General features: G+C 69.4%; 21 protein-coding genes and 1 pseudogene. 18 read left to right on the top strand and 4 right to left on the bottom strand.

Going from position 1 to position 21,623, the window contains the following annotated elements; all coding sequences use genetic code 11:
- Position 1 precedes the first annotated feature (1 nt).
- From ABEA30_RS11940 to ABEA30_RS11880, 13 genes are all read left to right on the top strand, one after another.
- Entirely contained in the window at positions 2-295 is a 294-nt protein-coding gene (locus ABEA30_RS11940; protein WP_345583113.1) for a EutN/CcmL family microcompartment protein, read from the top strand.
- Between the two features lie 36 nt (positions 296-331).
- Positions 332-1,798, top strand: coding sequence for an ethanolamine ammonia-lyase reactivating factor EutA (locus ABEA30_RS11935; RefSeq protein ID WP_345583112.1), 1,467 nt, complete (start codon positions 332-334; stop codon positions 1,796-1,798).
- Positions 1,799-1,875: 77 nt separating this feature from the next.
- The gene (locus ABEA30_RS11930; protein WP_345583110.1) at positions 1,876-3,243 is read left to right on the top strand and encodes an ethanolamine ammonia-lyase subunit EutB; all 1,368 of its coding nucleotides are present in this window, start codon (positions 1,876-1,878) and stop codon (positions 3,241-3,243) included.
- 4 nt (positions 3,244-3,247) lie between these two features.
- Complete coding sequence (gene eutC / locus ABEA30_RS11925) at positions 3,248-4,153, top strand: ethanolamine ammonia-lyase subunit EutC (RefSeq protein ID WP_345583108.1); 906 nt, start codon at positions 3,248-3,250, stop codon at positions 4,151-4,153.
- A 15-nt stretch (positions 4,154-4,168) separates the two neighbouring features.
- A complete protein-coding gene (gene eutL / locus ABEA30_RS11920; RefSeq protein WP_345583106.1) occupies positions 4,169-4,825 on the top strand; it encodes an ethanolamine utilization microcompartment protein EutL in 657 nt (218 codons plus the stop codon).
- A 12-nt stretch (positions 4,826-4,837) separates the two neighbouring features.
- Complete coding sequence (locus ABEA30_RS11915; RefSeq protein ID WP_345583104.1) at positions 4,838-6,361, top strand: aldehyde dehydrogenase family protein; 1,524 nt, start codon at positions 4,838-4,840, stop codon at positions 6,359-6,361.
- A 209-nt stretch (positions 6,362-6,570) separates the two neighbouring features.
- Entirely contained in the window at positions 6,571-6,858 is a 288-nt protein-coding gene (gene eutM, locus ABEA30_RS11910; RefSeq protein WP_345583102.1) for an ethanolamine utilization microcompartment protein EutM, read from the top strand.
- A 41-nt stretch (positions 6,859-6,899) separates the two neighbouring features.
- On the top strand, positions 6,900-7,505 hold the full coding sequence (locus ABEA30_RS11905) for a cupin domain-containing protein (RefSeq protein WP_345583100.1): 606 nt from the start codon (positions 6,900-6,902) through the stop codon (positions 7,503-7,505).
- Positions 7,506-7,507: 2 nt separating this feature from the next.
- Positions 7,508-8,386, top strand: a complete 879-nt coding sequence (eutJ, locus tag ABEA30_RS11900; protein ID WP_345583098.1) for an ethanolamine utilization protein EutJ — start codon at positions 7,508-7,510, stop codon at positions 8,384-8,386.
- Position 8,387: 1 nt separating this feature from the next.
- The gene (locus ABEA30_RS11895; RefSeq protein ID WP_345583096.1) at positions 8,388-9,014 is read left to right on the top strand and encodes a hypothetical protein; all 627 of its coding nucleotides are present in this window, start codon (positions 8,388-8,390) and stop codon (positions 9,012-9,014) included.
- A 10-nt stretch (positions 9,015-9,024) separates the two neighbouring features.
- Positions 9,025-9,330, top strand: coding sequence for a cupin domain-containing protein (locus ABEA30_RS11890; RefSeq protein WP_345583094.1), 306 nt, complete (start codon positions 9,025-9,027; stop codon positions 9,328-9,330).
- Between the two features lie 4 nt (positions 9,331-9,334).
- Positions 9,335-11,398 (top strand): phosphate acetyltransferase, encoded by a 2,064-nt coding sequence (gene pta / locus ABEA30_RS11885; RefSeq protein WP_345583092.1) that lies wholly within the window; start codon positions 9,335-9,337, stop codon positions 11,396-11,398.
- 2 nt (positions 11,399-11,400) lie between these two features.
- On the top strand, positions 11,401-12,423 hold the full coding sequence (locus ABEA30_RS11880; RefSeq protein WP_345583090.1) for a zinc-dependent alcohol dehydrogenase: 1,023 nt from the start codon (positions 11,401-11,403) through the stop codon (positions 12,421-12,423).
- Here ABEA30_RS11880 and ABEA30_RS11875 read toward each other — a convergent pair.
- On the bottom strand, positions 12,420-13,178 hold the full coding sequence (locus ABEA30_RS11875; RefSeq protein ID WP_345583088.1) for an alpha/beta hydrolase: 759 nt from the start codon (positions 13,176-13,178) through the stop codon (positions 12,420-12,422). The two genes, ABEA30_RS11880 and ABEA30_RS11875, sit on opposite strands and share 4 nt — an antisense overlap.
- A gap of 33 nt (positions 13,179-13,211) precedes the next feature.
- Here ABEA30_RS11875 and ABEA30_RS11870 point away from each other — a divergent pair, with 33 nt between their 5' ends.
- The 5 genes from ABEA30_RS11870 to ABEA30_RS11850 all read left to right on the top strand — a co-directional run bounded on the left by ABEA30_RS11870 (position 13,212) and on the right by ABEA30_RS11850 (position 18,304).
- Positions 13,212-13,967, top strand: coding sequence for a lysophospholipid acyltransferase family protein (locus ABEA30_RS11870; protein ID WP_345583086.1), 756 nt, complete (start codon positions 13,212-13,214; stop codon positions 13,965-13,967).
- The gene (locus ABEA30_RS11865) at positions 13,960-15,168 is read left to right on the top strand and encodes a sensor histidine kinase (RefSeq protein ID WP_345583084.1); all 1,209 of its coding nucleotides are present in this window, start codon (positions 13,960-13,962) and stop codon (positions 15,166-15,168) included. The genes ABEA30_RS11870 and ABEA30_RS11865 overlap by 8 nt, the downstream gene beginning before the upstream one ends.
- A 30-nt stretch (positions 15,169-15,198) precedes the next feature.
- Positions 15,199-15,840, top strand: coding sequence for a response regulator transcription factor (locus ABEA30_RS11860; protein ID WP_345583521.1), 642 nt, complete (start codon positions 15,199-15,201; stop codon positions 15,838-15,840).
- Positions 15,841-15,902: 62 nt separating this feature from the next.
- Complete coding sequence (locus tag ABEA30_RS11855) at positions 15,903-17,288, top strand: class II 3-deoxy-7-phosphoheptulonate synthase (protein ID WP_345583082.1); 1,386 nt, start codon at positions 15,903-15,905, stop codon at positions 17,286-17,288.
- On the top strand, positions 17,285-18,304 hold the full coding sequence (locus ABEA30_RS11850; RefSeq protein WP_345583080.1) for a threonine aldolase family protein: 1,020 nt from the start codon (positions 17,285-17,287) through the stop codon (positions 18,302-18,304). Before ABEA30_RS11855 ends, ABEA30_RS11850 begins: the two co-directional genes overlap by 4 nt.
- A gap of 10 nt (positions 18,305-18,314) precedes the next feature.
- On the opposite strand, the gene ABEA30_RS11845 is transcribed toward ABEA30_RS11850, so the two are convergent.
- The 3 genes and pseudogenes from ABEA30_RS11845 to pknB all read right to left on the bottom strand — a co-directional run.
- Entirely contained in the window at positions 18,315-19,520 is a 1,206-nt protein-coding gene (locus ABEA30_RS11845; protein ID WP_345583078.1) for a hypothetical protein, read from the bottom strand.
- A gap of 40 nt (positions 19,521-19,560) precedes the next feature.
- Positions 19,561-19,743 carry a PASTA domain-containing protein gene (locus tag ABEA30_RS15960; RefSeq protein WP_425584637.1) on the bottom strand — a complete coding sequence of 61 codons (183 nt, stop codon included), beginning with the start codon at positions 19,741-19,743 and terminating at the stop codon, positions 19,561-19,563.
- 39 nt (positions 19,744-19,782) lie between these two features.
- A pseudogene (gene pknB / locus ABEA30_RS11840) lies at positions 19,783-21,612 on the bottom strand (Stk1 family PASTA domain-containing Ser/Thr kinase); the annotation flags it as partial.
- Positions 21,613-21,623 lie beyond the last annotated feature (11 nt).

Below are 21,623 nucleotides of genomic sequence, written 5' to 3'. Positions count from 1 at the left end.
CATGCGCATCGCCAGGGTCATCGGATCGGCCGTGTCCACCATCAAGGCGGAGACACTGCGCGGCACGAAGCTGCTGCTGGTACAGCCAGCCTCCACCGCTGATGAGTTGATGGGCGACGAAGTGTTCGTCGCCGTCGACGCGGTCGGTGCGGGCCAGGGCGAACTCGTCCTGATCAGCGAGGGGAGCGCTGGCCGCCACACGCCCCTCACGAAGGACGCACCGGTGGACGCGGTCATCCTCGCCATCCTCGATTCGCTCGAGGTTGGGGGCGAGACCACGTTCCGCAAGAGCTGACGCACCGCAGGCAGTCACAGTGGGAAGGGAGGTGTGATGGACAGCCGGGACATGCTCTCCGTCGGGATCGACGTGGGAACCACGACCAGCCAGTTGGTCCTGTCGGAACTGACGGTGAGCAATCGGGCCCGCCCGGGCCTGGTGCCCCGGCTGGACATCGACGCCCGCCGGGTGCTCTACCAGAGCGAGCCGCACCTCACGCCGCTGCGGACGGCAGACGAGGTGGACGTCGACCGACTCGTGACGCTGATCCGAGCCGAGTACCGCAGGGCCGGGGTCAAACCCGATCAGGTGGAGACCGGAGCGGTCATCATCACGGGCGAGACGGCGAGGGCCCGCAACGCGGAGGAGATCCTGAAGGGCCTCGGCGACTTGGCGGGCGAGTTCGTCGTCACGGTGGCAGGCCCGAACCTCGAATCGCAGATTGCGGGGCGCGGCTCCGGCGCCGCCCAGTGGTCGGCCGACAACTACGCCACGGTCATCAACGTCGACATCGGCGGGGGTTCGTCGAACGCCGCGATCTTCCGCTCGGGCGGCCATGTCGCGTCGGCGGCGTCCATGGTGGGCGGTCGCCAGGCGGTGCTCGACCCCTCGTCGGGCGTGCTGACGCACCTCGCGCCCATCGGGAGGATGCTGAAGCACGAACTCGGCCTCGACCTGCGCGAAGGCGCGGTGCCGGCCATGGGGGAGTTGCGCAGGCTGACCGACGCCATGGCGGAGATCATCGTCGAGCTCTGCCTGGGTGAGACCTCCGCACTGGCGGCGAAGGCGGCGCTCAGCCCGCCGCTCGCCGTCGAGGGTGCGGTCGGCGCGTACTTCGTCTCCGGCGGGGTGGGGGCCCTCTACTACGACCATGCGCCGGCCGGCAGTCTCTCCGAGGTCTGCCGGTGGGGCGACGTCGGGCCGCTGTTGGCCGACTCGCTGCGCCGGAACCAGCGTTGGGCGGCATTGCGGGTGGAACAGCCGGAGCAGACGCTCAGGGCCACGGTGCTGGGTGCCGCGAGCCAACAGGTGACGCTGTCCGGTTCCACCATCTGGGCGGAGGACTCCCATCTTCCGTTGCGCAGTGCGCCCGTCATCGAACCACGCCTCCGCGACGCGGTGCCGGGGCTCGATGACGCCGCAGCGATCACGCAGACGCTGGGGGCCGCCGTCGAGAGGTGGGACAGGGGTGACGGTGCGGAGGGGGACTTCGCGGTGTCGCTGGATCTGCCGCACCGGCTCAACTACCCGCAGGTCACGGCACTGGCCCAGGGCATCTGTCGTTTCGCGGAACGGCACCTTCCCCGGGACAGGCCACTGGTGCTCGTGACGGAAGCCGACTATGCGCAGGTCCTGGGCCAGACCATCAAACAGGACCTGCCCGACGTGCCATTGATCGTGGTCGATCAAATCCAGCTCGGTGAAGGCGACTTCATCGATATCGGGGAACCACTCTTCGACGGCAGAGTCGTTCCGGTGTCAGTGAAGACACTGATCTTCTACCAAGCCGCCGACAACTGAAGAAACAGTCACATCAGACATCAGCCGAGCAAAGACAGGGAGCTGACCGTGGAAAAGAAGAGCAGGAGGTGAATTCGATGCTGTTGCGGACGAAGCTGTTCGGACACACCTACGAGTTCGCCGACATCAAGGATCTCTTGGCCAAGGCCAACGAGGAGAAGTCCGGCGACCAGCAGGCAGGCATCGCCGCCGCCTCTGCCGCCGAACGGGTGGCGGCACGACACGTGCTTGCAGAGGTGCCGCTGAGCGCCCTGCGCGAAAACCCGGTGGTCCCCTACGACGAGGACGAGGTCACCAGGGCCATCGACGACGGCATCAACGAGACGATCTACAACGAGATCAAGGGATGGAGCGTCGGGGACTTCCGCGAATGGATCCTGTCCAACAAGACCACGGGCGAGGACATCGCCCGGATCAGCCACTCGCTCACCGGCGAGATGGTGGCTGCGGTCACCAAGCTCATGGGCAACCTCGACCTCGTGGTCGCCGCCAAGAAGATCCGCGTCGTGACGCATTGTGCCGGCACGATGGGACTACCAGGCACCTTCGCCTCGCGGCTCCAGCCGAACCACCCCACGGATTCGGTCGACGGCATCCGGGCCTCGATCTACGAGGGCCTGTCGTTCGGTTCCGGTGACTCGGTCATCGGCATCAACCCGTCCGACGACTCCGTCGGCTCGGTCGGACGGCTCCTCGACATGGTCTACGACGTCATCACCCGGTGGGAGGTCCCCACCCAGAACTGTGTGCTGGCGCACGTCACCACCCAGATGGAGTGCCTGCGCCGCGGTGCGCCCGTCGGGCTGATCTTCCAGTCCATCGCGGGCTCGCAGAAGGCCATGGAGAGCTTCGGCATCTCGGTGGGCCTGCTCGACGAGGCGTACGAGCTGGCACAGAAGTACTGCGTCACCACGGGCCCGAACTACATGTACTTCGAGACCGGCCAGGGCTCCGCGTTGTCCGCCGACGGGCACCACGGCGCCGACCAGTTGGTGTTGGAGGCGCGCAACTATGCCATCGCCCGGCGCTGGAAGCCCTATCAGGTCAACACCGTCGTCGGATTCATCGGCCCCGAGTACCTCTACGACTCGGTGCAGATCATCCGCGCCGGCCTCGAGGACCATTTCATGGGCAAGCTCAGCGGCATCTCGATGGGCTGCGACGTGTGTTACACCAACCACGCGAAGTCCGACCAGAACAGCAACGACAACCTGGCCGTGCTCCTGGCCTCGGCCGGCGCCAACTTCATCATGGGCATCCCCATGGGCGACGACGCGATGCTGAGCTACCAGACCACCAGCTACCACGACGCCCCGGCCATCAGGCAGGCGCTGGGGCTGCGTCCGTTGCCCGAGTTCGAGGCGTGGATGGAAGAGGTGGGCCTGTGGAAGGACGGCCAGCTCACCGATATCGCCGGCGATGCGTCCTTCTTCCTGAAGAGGTGAACAGATGAACCAGAAGATTGAGGAGATCGTCGCCCGCGTGCTCGCGGAGTTGAAGGCGGAGGGCTTCGAACCCAGGGACGCCACGCACCAGAAGGCCCAATCGGTGATCCACCGCGACGGAGGAGACCTCGTCATCGACCTGGCCGATCCCACGGAGGACGCGCCACGGCACGCCATGCTGGTGGACAACCCCGCGGACGCGGATGGCCTGCGCAACCTCATGGCCACCACGAGCGCCCGCTTGGGGGTGGGCCGGGCAGGGCCGCGGCCCAAGACCGCCACCGCCCTGCTGTTCCAGGCTGACCACGGAGTGACGCAGGACGCCATCTACGGCGTCGTCTCGCAGGAGATCAGGGACCACTTCAACCTGTTCACGGTCACCACCAAGGTCGAGGACCGCGCCGAGTTCCTGCTCCGCCCGGACCTGGGCCGGCTGCTCAACGACGAGGCCAAGAAGCTGATCGAGGAGAAGTGCGTCAAGGGGCCGGACGTGCAGTTGTGCGTCGTCGACGGCTTGTCGGCCGCAGCGATCGACAACAACCTGCGCGACATCTACCCCGTGATCGAGCAGGGCCTCAAGTCCTCCGGGCTCACCGTCGGCACCCCGTTCTTCGTCGAGAACGGCCGCGTTGGCCTCATGAACGACATCAACACCATCATCAGGGCCAAGGTCGTCGTCCTGCTCATCGGCGAACGCCCAGGGCTGGGCATCGCAGACGCCATGAGCGCCTACATGGGCTTCGACCCGCAGCCCGGCAAGTCCGACGCCGACCGTGACCTGATCTGCATGATCACCACGCACGGCGGCACCAACCCGCTCGAGGCCGGCGCCTACATCGTCGAGTTCATCAAGCGGATGCTCAAGTACAGCGCCAGCGGGGTCAAGCTCCGCGAGGTCGCGAAGGACTGACGGAAGGAAACCGACATGGCAATTCTGGAACCGGTCAAGCCGACCATCCTGGCCGTGCGCATCATCGCGAACGTCGATCGGGGCTTCGCGGAGAAGTTGGGGCTGGCCGACGATCAGCGGTCGCTGGGCCTCATCACGTGTGACATCGACGACTCGCTGTACGTGTCGCTCGACGACGCCACCAAGTACGCCGAGGTCGACGTCGTCTACGCCAAGAGCTTCTACGCAGGATCCGGCTACCCGTCGGGCCCCCTCTCCGGCGAGATCATCGGCATGCTGGCCGGCCCGACACCGGCCGAGGTGCGCGCCGGCGTCGACGCCGCCATCTCCTACGCGGAGGAGGAGGCCTGGTTCTACAGCGCCGACGAAGCGGGCGAGCTGAACTTCTTCGCCCACCTCATCTCCAGCACCGGAAGCTACCTCTCGGCGGCGGCGGGCATCCCGCAGGGCGAACCCCTCGCGTACCTGATCGCACCGCCGCTCGAGGCCACCTATGCGCTCGACCTGGCCGTCAAGGCTGCGGACGTCTCCGTCCGGGAGTACTACGCACCGCCGAGCGAGACCAACTTCGCAGGCGGTCTCCTCACCGGTTCGCAGAGCGCATGCCGGGCGGCGTGCGCGGCGTTCCAGGACGGGGTGCTCGAAGTCGCGGCCAACCCGAAGCGACTCTAGGAGCGCTGAGAGATGAGCCCGAACAACATGGACTCGGATCTGAGGTCCATCCAGCAGGCCAGGGATCTGGCCGTGGCCGCGAGGGAGGCGATGCGGTCCTTCCAGTTCGCCTCCCAGGCGCAGGTGGACAAGATCTGCGAAGCCATGGTGGCGGCAGCGATGAGGGAGGCCGGACGGCTGGGCCAGCTGGCCCACGACGAGACAGGTTTCGGCTACCCGGCGCACAAGCGGGTCAAGAACGAGTTCGCCGCGCAGGGGGTGTGGGATTCCATCAGGGACATCCCCACCTGCGGCGTCCTGCGTCGTGACGAGAGCCGGGGCATCGTCGAGATCGGCTGGCCGGTGGGTGTGCTGTGCGCGCTCACGCCGTCCACCAACCCGACCTCCACGGCGATCTTCAAGATCCTCATCGGGGTCAAGGCCCGCAACGCGGTGGTCGTGGCGCCCCATCCCTCGGCGAAGGAGTGCACCGCGGAAGCGGTCCGGGTCATGGCCGAGGCCGGCGAGGCGGCGGGCATGCCCGCCGGCCTGGTCAGTTGCATGACCGAGCTCAGCCTCGATGGCACCAACGAGTTGATGAACCACTACGCCACGTCCATGATCCTGGCCACCGGCGGCCCGGGCATGGTCAAGGCGGCCCACAGCTGCGGAAAGCCCGCACTGGGCGTGGGGCCCGGCAACGTGCCGGCCTACGTCGACCGTTCGGCGCACATCGTCAAGGCTGCCCAGATGATCGTGGAGTCGAAGTCGTTCGACTGCTCCACCATCTGCGCGACCGAGCAGGTGGTCATCGCCGACCGGCCCATCGCCGACCGGCTCAAGGCCGAGATGCAGCAGCGGGGCGCGCAGTGGTTGACGGCCGAGGAGGCTGACAAGCTCGCCGGCGCCATGTTCCGGCCCAACGGAATGATGTACGCGCACTATGTGGGCCGCACCCCTCAGGAACTGGGCCGCATGGCGGGCATCCAGGTACCGGAAGCGACCCGCATCCTCGTGGCACCCCTCGACGGTGTCGGTCCGAAGTACCCGCTCTCACGGGAGAAGCTCACCACCGTGCTCGGCTGGATGGTCGAGGACGGCTGGAGGGCGGGCTGCGACCGCGCCGTGCAACTGCTCAAGTTCGGCGGCGACGGCCACTCGATGGTCATCCACTCGCGCGACGAGGAATCCATCCTGCAGTTCGGCATCGAGAAGCCGGCGTTCCGGATCCTGGTCAACACCTGGGGCAGCCTCGGTGGCGTGGGAGCCACGACGGGGGTGCGGCCGTCCATGACGCTCGCGCCCGGGGGCATCGGCGGTGCGGTGGTCAGCGACAACATCACCGTCGAGCACGTCCTCAACGTCAAGCGCCTCGCGTACCACCTTCGTCCGGCCCCGGACGTGGCCAGGGCGCACGGGGGTCGGCTCGACGGCATGACGCCGGAGGTCGGGGAGACCGACGAGCCCTCATCGCCGGTGGGGGCCCAGGGGCAGGACGCAGATGCCGCCCTGATCGAACGACTGGTCCGCCAGGTACTGACAGAAATGCAGAAATGAGGTCCGCGAGGAGGTAGCCAATGACCGAACAACCAACCACTGAGCCGCCGAGGCGCAGACCGGGCAACGGCAAGAAGCCAGAAGCCCCAGCCGACACCGCGGTGCAGGCCACCGAAGAGGCCCCGCCGCCGTCGGCGCCACCCACACCACAGACCCAACCGGAAACCAACCAGGAAACCCCAGTAACACCCATTCAAAGGAGAACTCCCATGGCAGATGTCCAGATGATCGCGCTCGGCATGGTCGAGACCAAGGGCCTCGTCGGCGCCATCGAGGCCGCTGACGCAATGGTCAAGGCCGCCAACGTCCGGCTGATCGGCAAGGAACAGATCGGTGCCGGCCTCGTCACCGTGTTCGTGCGTGGCGACGTCGGCGCGGTGAAGGCCGCCACCGATGCGGGCGCAGCGGCCGCGGGCCGCGTCGGCGAGCTGATCTCCGTGCACGTGATCCCGCGTCCGCACGGCGACGTCGAACTCGTCCTCCCGCATCGCGACTGAGCACCCACCGCACGATCGTCAACCGGAAGGAGTGAGCCGTCATGGGCAGGAGCGTCATCACGGCAGCCGAGGTCGAAGCAGCCTCGGGCCCGAGCCTCGTGGTGCCCACCGATGCCATCGTCACCCCGCTCGCGCGGGACGTGGCGAAGGACCGGGGGATCAGCATTGTGCGGGGCGGGCCCGTGGCTGCCCCGCCGCGGGCCGATGACGCGCTCACGACGAAGATCCGCTCGATCGTGTCGTCCATGCTGGGGTCGGGTGGGGGCGAGCTCGCCGCCCCCACCAGTCGGCCCCGCGTCAAGCTGGCCCGCCAGGCCGACGCCAGGCTCGAACCCTTCCCCTACCCGGGGCCACCTCCGTCCATGGCCGTGACCGCCGGTGACGTCGTCACGGCCGACGACGGGGCGCCCATGGCGGCGGGCTACCTCACGCTCACCAAGGGGGCCTTCCCGTGGACCCTCACCTACGACGAGATCCAGATCGTCCTGGAGGGCGAACTGCATCTCGGGGGCGACGGCGGCGACCAGATCGGCCGCCCGGGCGACATCCTCTACGTGCCGAAGGGGTCCTCGATCACGTTCGGCACGCCGTCGTGGGCCAAGTTCATCTACGTCACCTTCCCCGCCAACTGGGAGGAAGGGCTCTGAACATGCATCTCTCCCCGGCCGTGCCCGGGACGGCAGCCAGGCCGCCCGCGCCCGTCAAACGCACCATGAAGGCCGCCAAGGCAGCCCTGAGGCGACCCCAACGCATCGCGCCCGGGACCCCCATCAGGGTGGGCGTCGACCTGGGCACCGCGTTCAGCGTCGTCATGGTCACGGCTGAGGACGGCACGCCGCTCGCCGCCGCCACGCAGTTCGCCGACGTGGTGCGCGACGGAGTGGTGTGGGATTTCGCGGGCGCCCAGGCGGTGATCCGTGAGCTCCGGAGCCGCGTCGAGGCGGCCACCGGCCGCACCCTGACGCAGGGCGCAGTCACCATCCCGCCCGCAGTGGGCACGGCCGACCACCGCGCGCACCGCTACGTCCTCGAGGGGGCCGGCATCGACTGCGCCGCCGTCGTGGACGAGACCACTGCCGCCAACGCAGTCCTCGGCATCACCGACGGCGCAGTGGTGGACATCGGCGGCGGCACCACGGGTGTCGCGATCCTGCGCGACGGTGAGGTCGTCGACACCATCGACGAGCCGACCGGCGGCACCCACCTGTCACTGGTCATCGCGGGGGCGCTGAAGATCCCGGTGGCGGAGGCGGAGAAGCGCAAGGTCAGGAAGGCGGAGCAGGAGGCGCTGCTGCCTCTCGTGCACCCCACCCTGGAGAAGATCTCCACCATCGTGCGCTCAGCGGTGGCGGACCACGACATCGACGTCATCCACCTCGTCGGAGGCACTGCCGCCTTCCTCGGCATCGCCGACATCATGGCCGACATCACGGGGATCCGCACCGAGGTGGCCCCGGAACCCATGCTCGTCACACCGCTCGGGGTGGCCAGCTTCGCCCCGCCCATCGCCCAGAAGGGAGGCCATTGACATGGCCGATCAGTCCGATTTCCAGTTGCGGGCCTACTGCCATCTCGATCGCATCCAGCCGCAGTTCGCGGCCTTCACCGGCAAGATCGCGGCCGGCTCGCCGCCCGTGGAGGGCATGAGCAGCCTCTATGTGGAGATGGCCCCGGGCAACTGGGTCTTCCGCGTGGTCGACACCGTGCTGAAGGCCGTCGACGTGAAGCCTGGGGCGCAGGTGGTCGAACGCCAGTTCGGCATGTTCGAGGTGCACTCGGACAACCAGTCCGAGGTGCTGCGCGCCGGTGAGGTGGTGCTCGAGTCGCTCGGGCTGCCCGTGGAGGCGCGCATCGCGCCGAAGATCGCCTCGGAGCAGATCATCACCAACGTCCATCCCCTCCAGGCCCAGGTCCTCAACCGGATGAACATGGGCACCATGATCGAAGGTGGCCACACGATGCTCGTGCTCGAGGTGGAGCCCGCCGCCTACATCACGTTGGCCGCCAATGAGGCCGAGAAGGCCTCACCGATCTTCCTCAACCACATGAGTTCCGTGGGCATCTACGGCCGCATGTGGATCTCCGGCACCGAGGCCGACATCGAAGCGGCCCGCGAGGCCGCCATCACCGCCATCGAAGCAGTCACGGGACAGTAAGGAACACGCCATGCCTCGCCGCGTACTCACCAAGGACACCATCGACCAACTGCTGGCCTCCGGCACCAGCGAGATCCGCCTCACGGCCGGCGACATCGTCACCGCACTGGCCAAGGAGTATGCGCTGGAGCGCGGACTCCGGCTCGTCCCTGCCCACGACGCCTCTCCCGCAACGTCGGCCCGCCCGGAGCCGACGGTGACGCAGCCCCCCGACGCCGACGGGGTGGGCATCGCAGTGCGGGAGGCGGTGGTGGCCGCGTTGGGTTACGAGCCCGACGGGCTGGACAGCGCCATCTCCAAGGCCCTCAAGAAGTAGCGCCATGCCCCCGGGCGCTGACGCGCGCGGTGCTTCGATCTACCTCTGCCCGACCGAGCACTGCCCACACCTACTGCAGTTCGCCGTCGGCATGCTGGAGCCACTGGGTGCGCAGCACGCCTCCGTCGGGGTGTTCCGGCCCATCGTGGCCGAGCCCGATGACCCGGTGCTGGCCGCCCTGCTCGAACAGGTCGACGACGATGGCGCCAAACCCCGGTGGGGCGCCACCGCGGATGAGGTGCTGCACAACTCGACGGCGGCCATGGCGCAGATCATCGCGCGCTTCGCCGAGTGCGCCGAGGCCCACGAGGCGGTGCTGGTGCTGGGCAGCGAGTACGACTGCTCACTGGCCCCCATCGAGTTCGCGTGGAACACGCGCGTGGCGGCCAACCTCGATGTGCCGATGGTGCTCGTGGTGCCCTCCGGTGGGGGAGCGGAACTCACCCGTGAGCGCATCGACGTGGCGCTCGACGAGGCGACGCGCAATTTCGCGCAGGTGGTGGGCGTGCTCGCACCTCGTAGCGAGGGTCAGGACCTGACCGCGCAGGCTCTCGGTGACCTGCCTGTGCCGGCCTTCGTCGTGGCCGAGGTGACTGGGGCGGTGAACGGTCTTGATGGCGCCTTGGCCGCGATCGGCGCCGAACCCGTCGCCGGTGCCGGGGACCTGACGGCGGTGGCGCCGCGACGATCGCTCCTGATCGCCGACATGAGCCTGACGAACCTCCTGCCGCAGGTGCGGGCCGAATCCCTGGTCATCTTCTCCGCCGACCGCGCCGAGATCGGTGTGGGCGTCCCGTTGGCGGCCGCGACCGGGAGGTTCCCGGCCCCGGCCGCCGCCATCGCGGCGGGTCCGTGGCCGCTCGACCCCGCCGTCGGCACCTTCTGGCAGCGCCTGACTCCGCAGGCGCCTCTGCTGCGCACGCGCAGGACCATCGAGCAGGTGTACCTGGCGCTGGGCGACTACGAGCGGGTACCTGCGCAGCTCGATGCGCGTCAGGTGCGGCAGGCGAGGGAGTTCTTCGCCCGCGACGCCGACGCCGAACAACTGTTGCGCGGCGCCAGGACCCTCGGGCGGGCAGATGTCGTCACGCCGCTGATGTTCGAGCATCGGCTGCTGGAGGCGGCGCGCGCTGCCGACCGGCACATCGTGCTGCCGGAGGGGGAGGAGGAGCGCATCATCCGCGCGGCCCACCGGTTGCTCGACCAGGGCATCTGCCGGATCACCCTGCTCGGGGACCCGTCGGTCATCAGGCGCACGGCCCAGGAACTGGACCTCAACATCGCCGCCGCGCACCTGATCGATCCCGCGGACAGCCCCCTGCGGGAGCGCTTCGCGCAGAGTTACGCGCAGCTGCGGGCGAAGAAGGGTGTCACCCTGGAGCAGGCGCGCGAGACCATGTCCGATCCCAGCTACTTCGGCACGATGATGGTGCACGAATCCCTTGCCGACGGCATGGTCTCCGGTGCCGTCAACACCACCGCGCACACCATCCGCCCGGCGCTGCAGATCATCCGGACCGTGCCGGGCATCTCGGTGGTGTCGTCGGTGTTCCTGATGTGCCTGGCCGACCGGGTGCTGGTGTTCGGGGACTGCGCGGTCAACCCCAACCCCACGCCGGAGCAGGTGGCCGAGATCGCCATCAGCTCTGCAGAGACCGCGCGCCAGTTCGGCATTCATCCCCGCGTTGCGATGTTGTCCTACTCGACGGGCACCTCCGGCTCGGGCCCGGACGTGGAGCAGACCATCGAGGCCACCCGGCTCGTGCGCGAGAAGGCGCCCGATCTGGCCGTGGACGGGCCGCTTCAGTACGACGCCGCCGTCGAGCCGAGCGTGGCCCGGACCAAGGCGCCGGGCTCACCCGTGGCCGGGCGCGCCACCGTGCTGATCTTCCCCGACCTGCAGACGGGCAACAACACCTACAAGGCCGTCCAGCGCAGCGCCGGTGCACTGGCGATCGGGCCGGTTCTCCAGGGCCTGAACAGGCCCGTCAACGACCTGTCGCGCGGCGCGCTGGTCTCCGACATCGTCAACACGGTGGCCATCACCGCGATCCAGGCAGGGAGGTAGCCATGACCGGCCGCATGCGTGCCGCAGTCGTCACGCAGTTCCGCAACCCCCTCGAGTTGCGTGAGGTCCCCGTCCCCGAACCGGGTTGGGGTGAGGTGCTCGTCCGGGTGCGTGCCTGCGGGGTGTGCCACACGGACCTGCACACCATCCACGGCGACTGGCCCGACAAGCCCGCGCTGCCGCGCATCCCCGGCCACGAAGCCGTGGGGGAGGTGGTGGCGCTCGGCCCCGGCGTCGAACTGCACCACATCGGCGACCGGGTGGGCGTGCCATGGCTGCACGAGGCCTGCGGGCGGTGCGAGCAGTGCATGTCGGGTTGGGAGACGTTGTGCGCCCGCCAACGCCGCACTGGTTACGACGTGGACGGCGGCTTCGCCGATTTCGTGGTGGCCCGCGCGGACTTCGCGGTGCAACTGCCGGCTGGCCTCAGCTACGAACAGGCCGCTCCGCTCATGTGCGCGGGTCTCACCGTCTACAAGGGCCTCATGATGACCGACTCGGCGCCTGGGGACTGGGTGGTCGTCTCCGGCGTCGGCGGCCTCGGCCACCTGGCGGTGCAGTACGCCCGCGCGATGGGCCTCCGGGTGGTCGCCACCGACATCGACGACGCCAAGCTCACCCTCGCCGCGCGCCTGGGCGCCAACCTCACGGTCAACGTGCGCGAGGCCGATCCCGTGAGCTACGTCCAGCGCACCGTCGGTGGAGCGCATTCCGCGTTGGTGACGGCCGTTTCGCCCGCCGCCTTCGGCCAGACGGTCGCCATGATGCGGCCGGGCGGCACGGTCGTGCTCAACGGACTTCCACCGGGAGACTTCCCGATCAACATCTATGACATGGTCATGCGCGCCATCACACTGCGCGGGTCCATCGTCGGCACCCGCTACGACCTGGACCGGGCCTTGGCGTTGGCGACGCAGGCCCGCATCGAGGCGACGGTCCACCCCGCGCGACTCGATGACGTCAACGACGTGCTGGCCAAGCTCGAAGGGTCACCGCTGCCGGGCCGCACCGTCCTCGAGTTCTAGCCCGCCGCGGTGATGAATCTGCGTGACTCGGCCACGATGAGCTCGGCGTCGTGGTCGAGGGTGGCCACGTGGTAGCTGCGGCCCAACTCCACGTCGCGCACGTCCGGCACGTTCTGCCGGATGAGCTCTCGGCTCGTGGTGTCGACGACGTGGTCCACCGTCGACGTCATGAGCAGGACGGCGCCCCCCACCTGCGGCAGGCGTTGCTGCGTGTCGGTCCACAGGTCCTGGAGCGTGGCGAGGCTCGTCACCGAGAAGCGCGAGTAGGCCGGCTCCTCGACGCCCGGTTTGGCGATGTCGGAGGCAATGCCACGCTGTGACGGCAGCAGCCGGTGGACCCTCACGGCCGGTGCCACGCGCCAGTCACGCGTTCCGATGGAGGGGTTGACCAGCAGCGTCCCGGCAACCGGCTGCCGCGCGGCGAGCTGCAGGGCCAGCGCGCCGCCCATCGACAGCCCGGCGACGTGGACCGTGTGGCACGAGGCGGCCAACTCGAGGTAGGCGTCCTCGAGGGCGTTGAACCAGTCCCACCAGCGGGTGCGCGCGAGGTCGCGCCAGTGCGTCCCGTGGCCGGGGAGCCGCGGGACGACGACCCGGACCCCTGGCCAGCCACCGTCGCGTTCCGCGAGGCCCCGCGCCCAGGGCAGGACGCCGCCGACGGTGCTGGTGAAGCCGTGCGCCATGACGACGCCGATGCCGCCGTCGCCGCCGCGGTAGGGGCGGGCTTCGTCTCGGACTGCTCGGAAGGTGGCCATGTCCATACGATGGCAGAGATTAGACTGCGGCCCATGTGGTACCAGTTCTTCAAGTTCACGATCTTCCTGCCGATGGTGAAGTACGGCTACGGCACCAAGGTGATCGGCAAGGAGAACTTCCCGCGCCAGGGCGGCGCCATCCTCGCCAGCAACCACATCGGCGCGCTCGATTCCCTCGTGATCCCGGCCAGCATGCCGCGCAAGATCATCTTCCCGGCCAAGGCGGAACTGTTCACCGGGGAGGGGGGAGTGGGCAGCAAGATCGTGGCGTGGTTCCTGAAGAACGTGGGCATGGTGCCCATGGACCGCAGCGGTGGGCGGGCAAGCGCCCAGGCGCTCGGCAGCATCACCTCGGTCCTGGCGGACGGCAACGTCGTCGGCATCTACCCGGAGGGCACCCGCTCACCCGACGGCAGGCTCTACAAGGGCAAGACGGGCATGGCCCGGATGGCGCTGAGCAACCGCGTCCCCGTCGTCCCCGTCGGCGTGTCGGGCACCAAGTCGTTCAAGGGTCCGTTCGGGCTGCCGTGGCTGCGCCGGCCGGTGGTGATCATCGGCAAGCCGCTCGACTTCTCCGCCCACGCCACCGACAAGCCGTCCACCAAGCTGCTGCGCTGGGTGACCGACGAGACCCTCGCCGCGATCCAGCAGCTCACCGGTCAGGAGTACGCCGACGTCTACGCCACCCGGGTCAAGCACGGCGACCTGAAGGACGTCGGGTCGGACGAGTTCGTGCTCCCGCGGCCGGGGGGCGGAGAGCCACCGGAGGCCGGCGCAGACGATGCCTGAGACCCAGTGGGAGAACCCGCAGTCGCTCCAGGGGCTGCGCTGGCTGACGCCGCAGTCGCTGTGGTACCGCGACCGCAATGACGTCCTGGGGCGCGTCTACACCGTCGTGGAGGTCGCCCGCGGGCTGCTCGGCGTGCACGTCGTGCTGGTCAACTTCCTCCTGGTGCTCCCGCGCGCGAGCAACCCTTCCGGAGTCATCGTGGCCAGCCTCGCGCTGGTCTTCTGGCACATCTTCGTCTCGCTGCGGATGCGCCGGCCGTCGCGGCGCACGTACATGGCGCACCTGGCAGACCTCGGGGTCACGCTGGCCATCATCCTCAGCACCGCCCTGGTGGTCCCGCCCGGGGCCGCCCCGCTCTCGCTGGCCGGCTACTGGGCCGGAGGCGCGGCGGCCTACGCGGCGCTGTTCAGCAGCGTGCGCTGCGGGGTGGTCTTCTCGGTGGTGATCGCCGCCTCGATGCTGGTGGTGCCGTCGCACTTCAGCCTGGAGCGCCTCGGCACCAGCTTCGTGATGATCCTGCTGACCACCTGCCTCGGGGTGCTGATCGAGCAGTTCCGCACGACGATCGTCGAACAGGAGCAGGAACGCGTGCGTTCCGCCGCGCTCGCGGAGCGGGAGCGGCTCTCCCGACTGGTGCACGACGGCGCACTGCAGGTGCTGGCGTTGGTGGAGCGCGAGGGCCCCGAGCTGGGCCCCCGGGGCATCCGGCTCGCGGCGCTGGCCCGCGAGTCCGAGATGCAGCTGCGCTCCCACCTCCAGGACCGCGACGTGCTCGACGTCGAGCACACCACGACCGTGGACCTGGCCGCCGTCCTCGACAAGTACGAATCCGCCAAGGTCACCGTCTCGACCATGGCCAGCCTGGTGCAGGTGCCGCGCTTCCTCGCCGACGAGATCGAGGCGGCGCTGGCAGAGGTCCTCAACAACGTCGAGACGCACGCGGGCCCGGAGGCCAAGGTCTGGATCCTGCTCGACCAGGAGATGTGCGACGAGGTGATCCTCTGGGTCCGCGACAATGGCGTCGGGATGAGCGCCGAACAGGTCGGGGCCGCAGCGCAGAACGGCAGGATGGGCATCCGCGACTCGATCGTGGGCCGCGTGTCGGCCCTGGGCGGTTCGGCGATCCTCAAGTCATCGCCCGGTGCCGGGGCAGAATGGGAGCTCAGGTTCCCGATCGATGTCGATGCCATGGAGAGTTGAGTGGAAGCCGTGCTGGAACGCAAGCGGGTCATGCTCGTCGACGACCACCCGATGTGGATCGACGCGCTGAGTGAGGACCTCACCGAGGAGGGCTTCGAGATCGTCGCCGTCGCGAAGAACGGCAAGGAGTGCCTGGCCAGGGCGCGGGCCGCGCGGCCCGAGGTCGTCGTCATGGACCTCCAGATCCCCGAGCCCGACGGGGCCACCTGCATCGAGATCCTGCTGCAGGAGTTCCCCGACATGCACGTGCTGGTCATGTCGGCCTCCGGCGAGCGCGACGACGTGCTGCGCGCCATGAAGGCCGGCGCCAAGGGCTACCTGGTCAAGTCGGCCTCGAAGGACGAACTGATCGACGGCGTCCGCCGCACCGCGGTGGGCGACGCCGTGTTCACGCCCGGCCTCGCCGGCCTGGTGCTCGGCGAGTTCCGCCGCATGGTCAACGTGGCCCGCTCGCACAACGAGGAGGGGCCGGTGCTGACCAGCCGCGAGATCGAGGTGCTGCGGCGCGTGGCGAAGGGCATGGCGTACAAGGAGATCGCCGACGAACTGTTCGTCTCGCACCGGACGGTCCAGAACCACGTCCAGAACGTGCTGCGCAAACTGCAGCTCCACAACCGCGTCGAACTGACGCTGTACGCCATCGACAAGGGCCTGCACGACCCCAACGAATGAGCGGCGTCCACCGCCCCGTCGGCCGGTCGGGACCATCGGAATCGTGGGGTAACCTAACGCGCATGTCGAGCATCATTTCCCGGGAAGAACTACGCGCGCTGCCCTACGTCCAGCAGCCGTCGTACCCGGACACCGAGGCACTCGATCGGACCATCGACACGCTGGAGAAGCTCCCCCCGCTGGTTTTCGCGGGGGAGTGTGACGACCTGCGTCTCAAGATGGCCGACGTCGCCGACGGTCGGGCGTTCCTGCTGCAGGGCGGTGACTGCGCCGAGACGTTCAGCGGCGTGACCGCCGACGCGATCAAGGGCAAGCTCCTCGTGCAGCTGTCCATGGCCGTCGTCATGACCTATGCCGCCCAGGTGCCGGTGGTCAAGGTGGGGCGCATCGCCGGCCAGTACGCCAAGCCCCGCTCGAACGGCGTCGAGACCCGCGACGGCGTGACGCTGCCGTCGTACCGCGGCGACGCCATCAATGGCTTCGAGTTCTCGGAGGCCGCCCGGGCGCACGACCCGCAGCGCCTGCTGCGCGTCTACAACGCCTCCGCCGCCACGCTCAACCTGGTGCGCGCGTTCGTCAAGGGCGGCTTCGCCGACCTGCGCGGCGTGCACAGCTGGAACGCGCAGTTCGTGCGCGACTCGCAGGTCGAGGCCGAGTACGAGGAGCTGGCCGCCGAGATCGACCGCGCCCTGGCCTTCATGGTGGCCTGCGGCGTGGAGGACGACTCGCTCAGCACCGTCGACTTCTACGCCAGCCACGAGGCGCTGCTGCTCGAGTACGAGCGCGCCCTGACCCGCGTCGACTCCCGCTCGCAGGAGCTCTACGGCTGCTCCGGGCACATGCTGTGGATCGGTGAGCGCACCCGTCAGCTCGACGGCGCGCACGTCGAACTCTTCAGCCGCGTGCAGAACCCCCTGGGCGTCAAGCTGGGCCCGTCCACGAGCGTCGACGACGCCCTGGCGCTGGCCAACAAGCTCGACCCGCACCACATCCCCGGCCGCCTGACGTTCATCACCCGCATGGGCGCCGGCAAGGTCCGCGACGTGCTGCCCCCGGTCATCGAGGCCGTCGAGGCCAGCGGCCGCAAGGTGGCTTGGGTCTGTGACCCGATGCACGGCAACACGTTCGAGGCGAAGAACGGCTACAAGACCCGTTCGTTCGCCGATGTCGCCGAGGAGGTCAACGGCTTCTTCGACGTGCACGAACAGCTGGGCACCTGGCCCGGTGGCCTGCACGTCGAGATGACGGGCGACGACGTGACCGAGTGCGTGGGCGGTGTCTACAACCTCGACGAGAACGACCTGGCCAACCGCTACGAGACGGTGTGCGACCCGCGGCTGAACCGCAACCAGTCCCTGGAACTGGCGTTCCTCGTCGCGCGTCGGCTGCGCTCCGGCCGGCTGAACCGCGAGAACCCGGTCCAGTGGTTCCAGGCCAAGGACCTGTGACCGACCTTCGCAGCGACACCGTGACCCGGCCGTCGGCCGACATGCTCGCTGCGATGGCCGGGGCGCGGGTCGGCGACGACGTCTACGGCGAGGACCCCACCGTCGCGCTGCTCGAGCAGCGGGTGGCCGAGCTGTTCGGCAAGGAGGACGCGCTCTTCTGCGCCACCGGCTCGCTCGCCAACCAGCTCGGCGTCTGGCTGCACACCCCGCCCGGCACGGAGGTGCTCTGCGACGCGCAGGCGCACATCGCCCGGGCCGAGATGGGTGGGCACGCCGCCAACGCGGGCGTGACGATGCGGACGTGGCAGTCGGTGCGCGGCCGGCTCGTGGCCGACGACGCGCTGGCGCTGGTGGCGGTGGACTGCGGTCCCTACCTGGTGGAGACCGCCTGCCTCGAGGTGGAGGACACCCACAATTTCGGTGGCGGCACCGTCCAGGACTTCGACGAGCTGCGCAAGCTCTCCGAGGGGGCTCGCGCGTTGGGCGTGGCCACGCACCTCGACGGCGCCCGCCTGGCCAACGCCGCAGCCGTGACGGGCCGCTCATTCGACGAGTACGGCGCGCTGTTCGACACCGTCAGCCTCTGCCTGTCCAAGGGCCTGGGCGCGCCGGTGGGCAGCGTGCTGGTGGGTACCGCGGAGCAGATGGCGCGGGCCCGGGTGCAGCGCAAGCGCCTCGGGGCCGGGTGGCGGCAGGCAGGCGTGCTCGCCGCGGCCGGGCTCCACGCGCTGGACCACAACCTGGGGCGCATCGCGGACGACCACCTGGCGGCGCGGGCGCTGGCGGAGGCCATCAACTCCGTGCGGCCCGGCACGGTCGACCAGGAGTCGGTGGTGACCAACATCGTGTTGGTCGACGCCCCGGACGCCCCCTCCGTCGCGGCGCGCCTGCGGGAACGGGGCGTGCTGGTCAGCGTGCTCGGACCGTCGGCGTTGAGGGCGGTGACGCACCTCGACGTGACCGCTGCCCAGTGCGCGGAGGCAGGGGCACTCATCGCGGCCGAACTGGCCGGCTAGGCGCAGGCGCCTAGCGCGGCTCCAGTTCGGCGATGGGGCGCGGCCACGCGCCCAGTTCCTGCCACACGAAGTTCGGCACCCGCCCGAAGAACCCGTGCAGGAACTGCGACGTGCGGTCGACGTCTGCCGGGAGCCAGTCCCCGCCGTCGCCCACCCGGATCACCCCGGCGGCGATCTGGAACTTGGGCGCGTCGGCGTGCATCAGGAACTCCATCTGACGCTGGTGGATGACGTCGGAGCAGAACTTCGGGTTGTCGGCCCGGACGGTGAAGCGCCGGTTGAAGTCCTCCCACTCGAACTTCTGCGACCGTCCGAACAGCCCCCAGTTGACCGAGAGGTCCTCGAACGGGAACGTGGTGCGGAACTCGCAGAGGACCTCCTCGTGGTGGCGGATCTCGGTGGTGGTGTTGCCGTTGGAGTCGCGGCGGGTGTGGCGCGTCTTCCAGGTGTGCCGCAGCCGCACGAACGGCAGGCCGTGGTTGCGGGAGACGATGATGTCATGCGCCTCGTGGTCGAAGCCGCCGCCGGTGGACGAGACGCTGCCCAGGTAGGAGTCGTCGCGTGGCACGTAGGCCCAGTCCGGGCGGCCGTGGAAGCTCAGCCCCTCCGGTGGCCGTGGCCCGCTGTACTGCGTGATGGTGGACGCCAGCAGCGCGGCCCGGACTGCCGCGAGTTGTTCGATGGCGCCCTCCAGTAGGTCCGCCTCCCGCGGCGCGTCCACCAGGACGAGGTTGTCGTGGTCGACCGAGACCCGGTAGGGGCCGTGCAGGTGGGCCCCGGCGACGGCGAGTAGTTCCTGCGCGTAGCCCCTGGTGGGTGCCGAGGCACGCAACGCGCCGGCCTCGACCGCTTCGCCGAGCGCCGGGATGCGGGTGTCGCCGCCGTGCACGACCTCACCGGGAGGCAACGACTTCGGCAACGGCATGGTCACCACGTAGCCGTCGCTGCGCCACCCGCCGCACGCGTACTTGAACGCGGAGAACGGGGTGCCGTCCTTGGCGCGCCCGAGCAGTTGGTCGTCGACCCGCCGGTCGAAGCCGACGCCGAACGGCGGCACGTTGAGCCCGTGCACGATCGACAGGGGAGGCGACGTGATGAACTCCCACCCCTTGGCCCGGAGCGACTGCACGTATCGGTGCCGCAGCATTCCCCAGACACCCAGCCCGACCGCAGCCAGTACCAACACGACCACGAGCACAACCACGAAATCCGACACGGACCCCCACCTCCGGGCACCAGTGTGCCAGTCGATGGCGTCAGGCGACGAAGAGGGTCACCGTGGTGCCGACGGGGATCTCGGCGCCGGCCCCCGGGTCCGTGCCGTTGGCGATGTTGAGGGGGATCGGGAAGTTGGAGCTGCGTTCCAGCTTGACCTTGAGATCGAGGTCCTCGAGGAGCTTGGTGGCCTCGTCGGTGCTCTTCATCCACACGTCCGGCACGGTGACCAGGACCGGGCCGAGTGAACGCACGATGGTGACGGTGTCGCCGCGGTGGGCGGTGCCGTCGCGCGGGTCCTGACGGATGACGCGGCCGGCCTCCATGTCTGCGGAGTTCTCCTCCTCGACCTTCACCTCGAAGCCCAGCTCCTTGAGTTCCTTGGCCGCCTTGTCCGCCCGCCCGCCGACATGGTCCGGGACGCGGATGGGCTCTCGGCCCTTCGACACGCTGAGGTCGACCGGCGTGCCGGGTTTGAGCTGCGTCCCCTCCTCTTGTGAGGCGCTCAACACCACGCCGGCTGCCACCGTCTCGGAGAATGCCTCCGTCACCTTGCCGACGGCGAGCCTGCCGTCGGTGAGCGCCGTGGTCGCCTCATCCAGGGAGAGCCCCGCCACCGTGGGCATGGGGTAGCGCTCCGGCCCCTTGGACAGGACGACGGTGACCTCGGCGCCGCGGAAGAGTCGCTCGCCCGCGGCCGGGTCCGTGCTGATCACGACTCCGGCGGGCACGGTCTCGGAGTAGGCCTCGGCGCGCACCACCTTCAGGGCATTGGCCGAGGCCGCCTCACGGGCCACCGTCTCGTTGAGGGTGCTCATGGCGGGCACCGTGGTGAAGCGGCCGTCGAGCCACCACCACGAACCGACGCCCGCTGCGCCTGCGACCAGCAGGACGAGCAGCACCAGCGCGACGATCCGACGACGCCGGTGCACCGGGTCGTCGGAGATGTGCAGGTGGGGGAAGACGGGGGTGCGCTGGCTGCGGGGCTGTAGCGCGGTGGCCGCTGGGCGCGGCGACACAGGCTGGGCGGTGGGTGCCGGCGCGGTGCGCGGCTTCCTCCTCGCCGGCTGCCACTGGTCGCGGTGGATCACCTCGGTGGGCGGCGAGGCGGCCGACACCGGCCGGGGCCGTTCCGCGCCGGGGCGCAGCGCCTCGGTCTCGTCCTCCGCGGGGCTCTCGGGCAGCAGGGCCGCGGCCAGCGTCGGGTTGTCGTGGCCGCCCGTGCGGGCCAGTTCGTGGCGCGCCCGACGCACGGCGCCGAGCAGTTCGCGGCCGTCGGGGATGCGTGCCCGGGGGTCGCGCCTGGTGGCGGCGAGGACGAGCGTGTCGAGGTAGTCGGGGATGTCCCAGTCGGCGCTGTGGCCGATCTCCGCAAGCCGTTCGGACGGCCGCTCGATGTCGACGTTCACGTGCCGGTAGGCGATCTGGTAGTTGTTCTCGCCCGTGTGCGGTTTCTTGCCGGTGAGCAGCTCGAACAGCACGACCCCGGCCGAGTAGACGTCGCTGCGCCCGTCGGGGCGCGCATGGGTGACCAGTTCCGGCGGGAGGTAGCTGGCGGTGCCGACGAGGATGCCGGTGGCGGTCATCTGTGGGGAACCCACCTGGCGGGCGAGGCCGAAGTCCGCCACCTTCACCTGGCCCCGGCGGGTGAGCATGACGTTCTCGGGCTTGATGTCGCGGTGGACCACGCCCGCCTCGTGCGCGGCGGCCAGCGCGGCAGCGACCTGCTCGAACAGCTCGAGGGCGCGGTCGGGCGGCAGGGGGGCGTCGCGGCTGATCACGCGGCGCAGCGTCTCGCCCTCGATGAACTCCATCACGATGTACGGCTTGCCCTGCGACGAGCCCTGGTCGAAGATCGAGACCACGCTGGGGTGCGACAGCACGGCCGCCGAGCGCGCCTCGCGATCGAACTTGGCGGCGAACTCGTCGTCCTCACCGAGGTCGCTGCGCATCACCTTGACGGCGACGACACGCGACAGGCGCTTGTCACGCGCGCGATACACCGTGGCCATGCCACCGCGGGCGACCTTCGCCACGATTTCGTAGCGACCGTCGAGCACTTGGCCGACCAACGGGTCGAAAGTGCTGTTCATGCCACTCCATG

The sequence above is a fragment of the Tessaracoccus lubricantis genome (assembly GCF_039544535.1).
GTDB classification, from domain to species: domain Bacteria; phylum Actinomycetota; class Actinomycetes; order Propionibacteriales; family Propionibacteriaceae; genus Arachnia; species Arachnia lubricantis.
The sequence above is the reverse complement of the archived record's forward strand: the minus strand, read 5'-3'. Positions and strand labels throughout refer to the sequence as shown.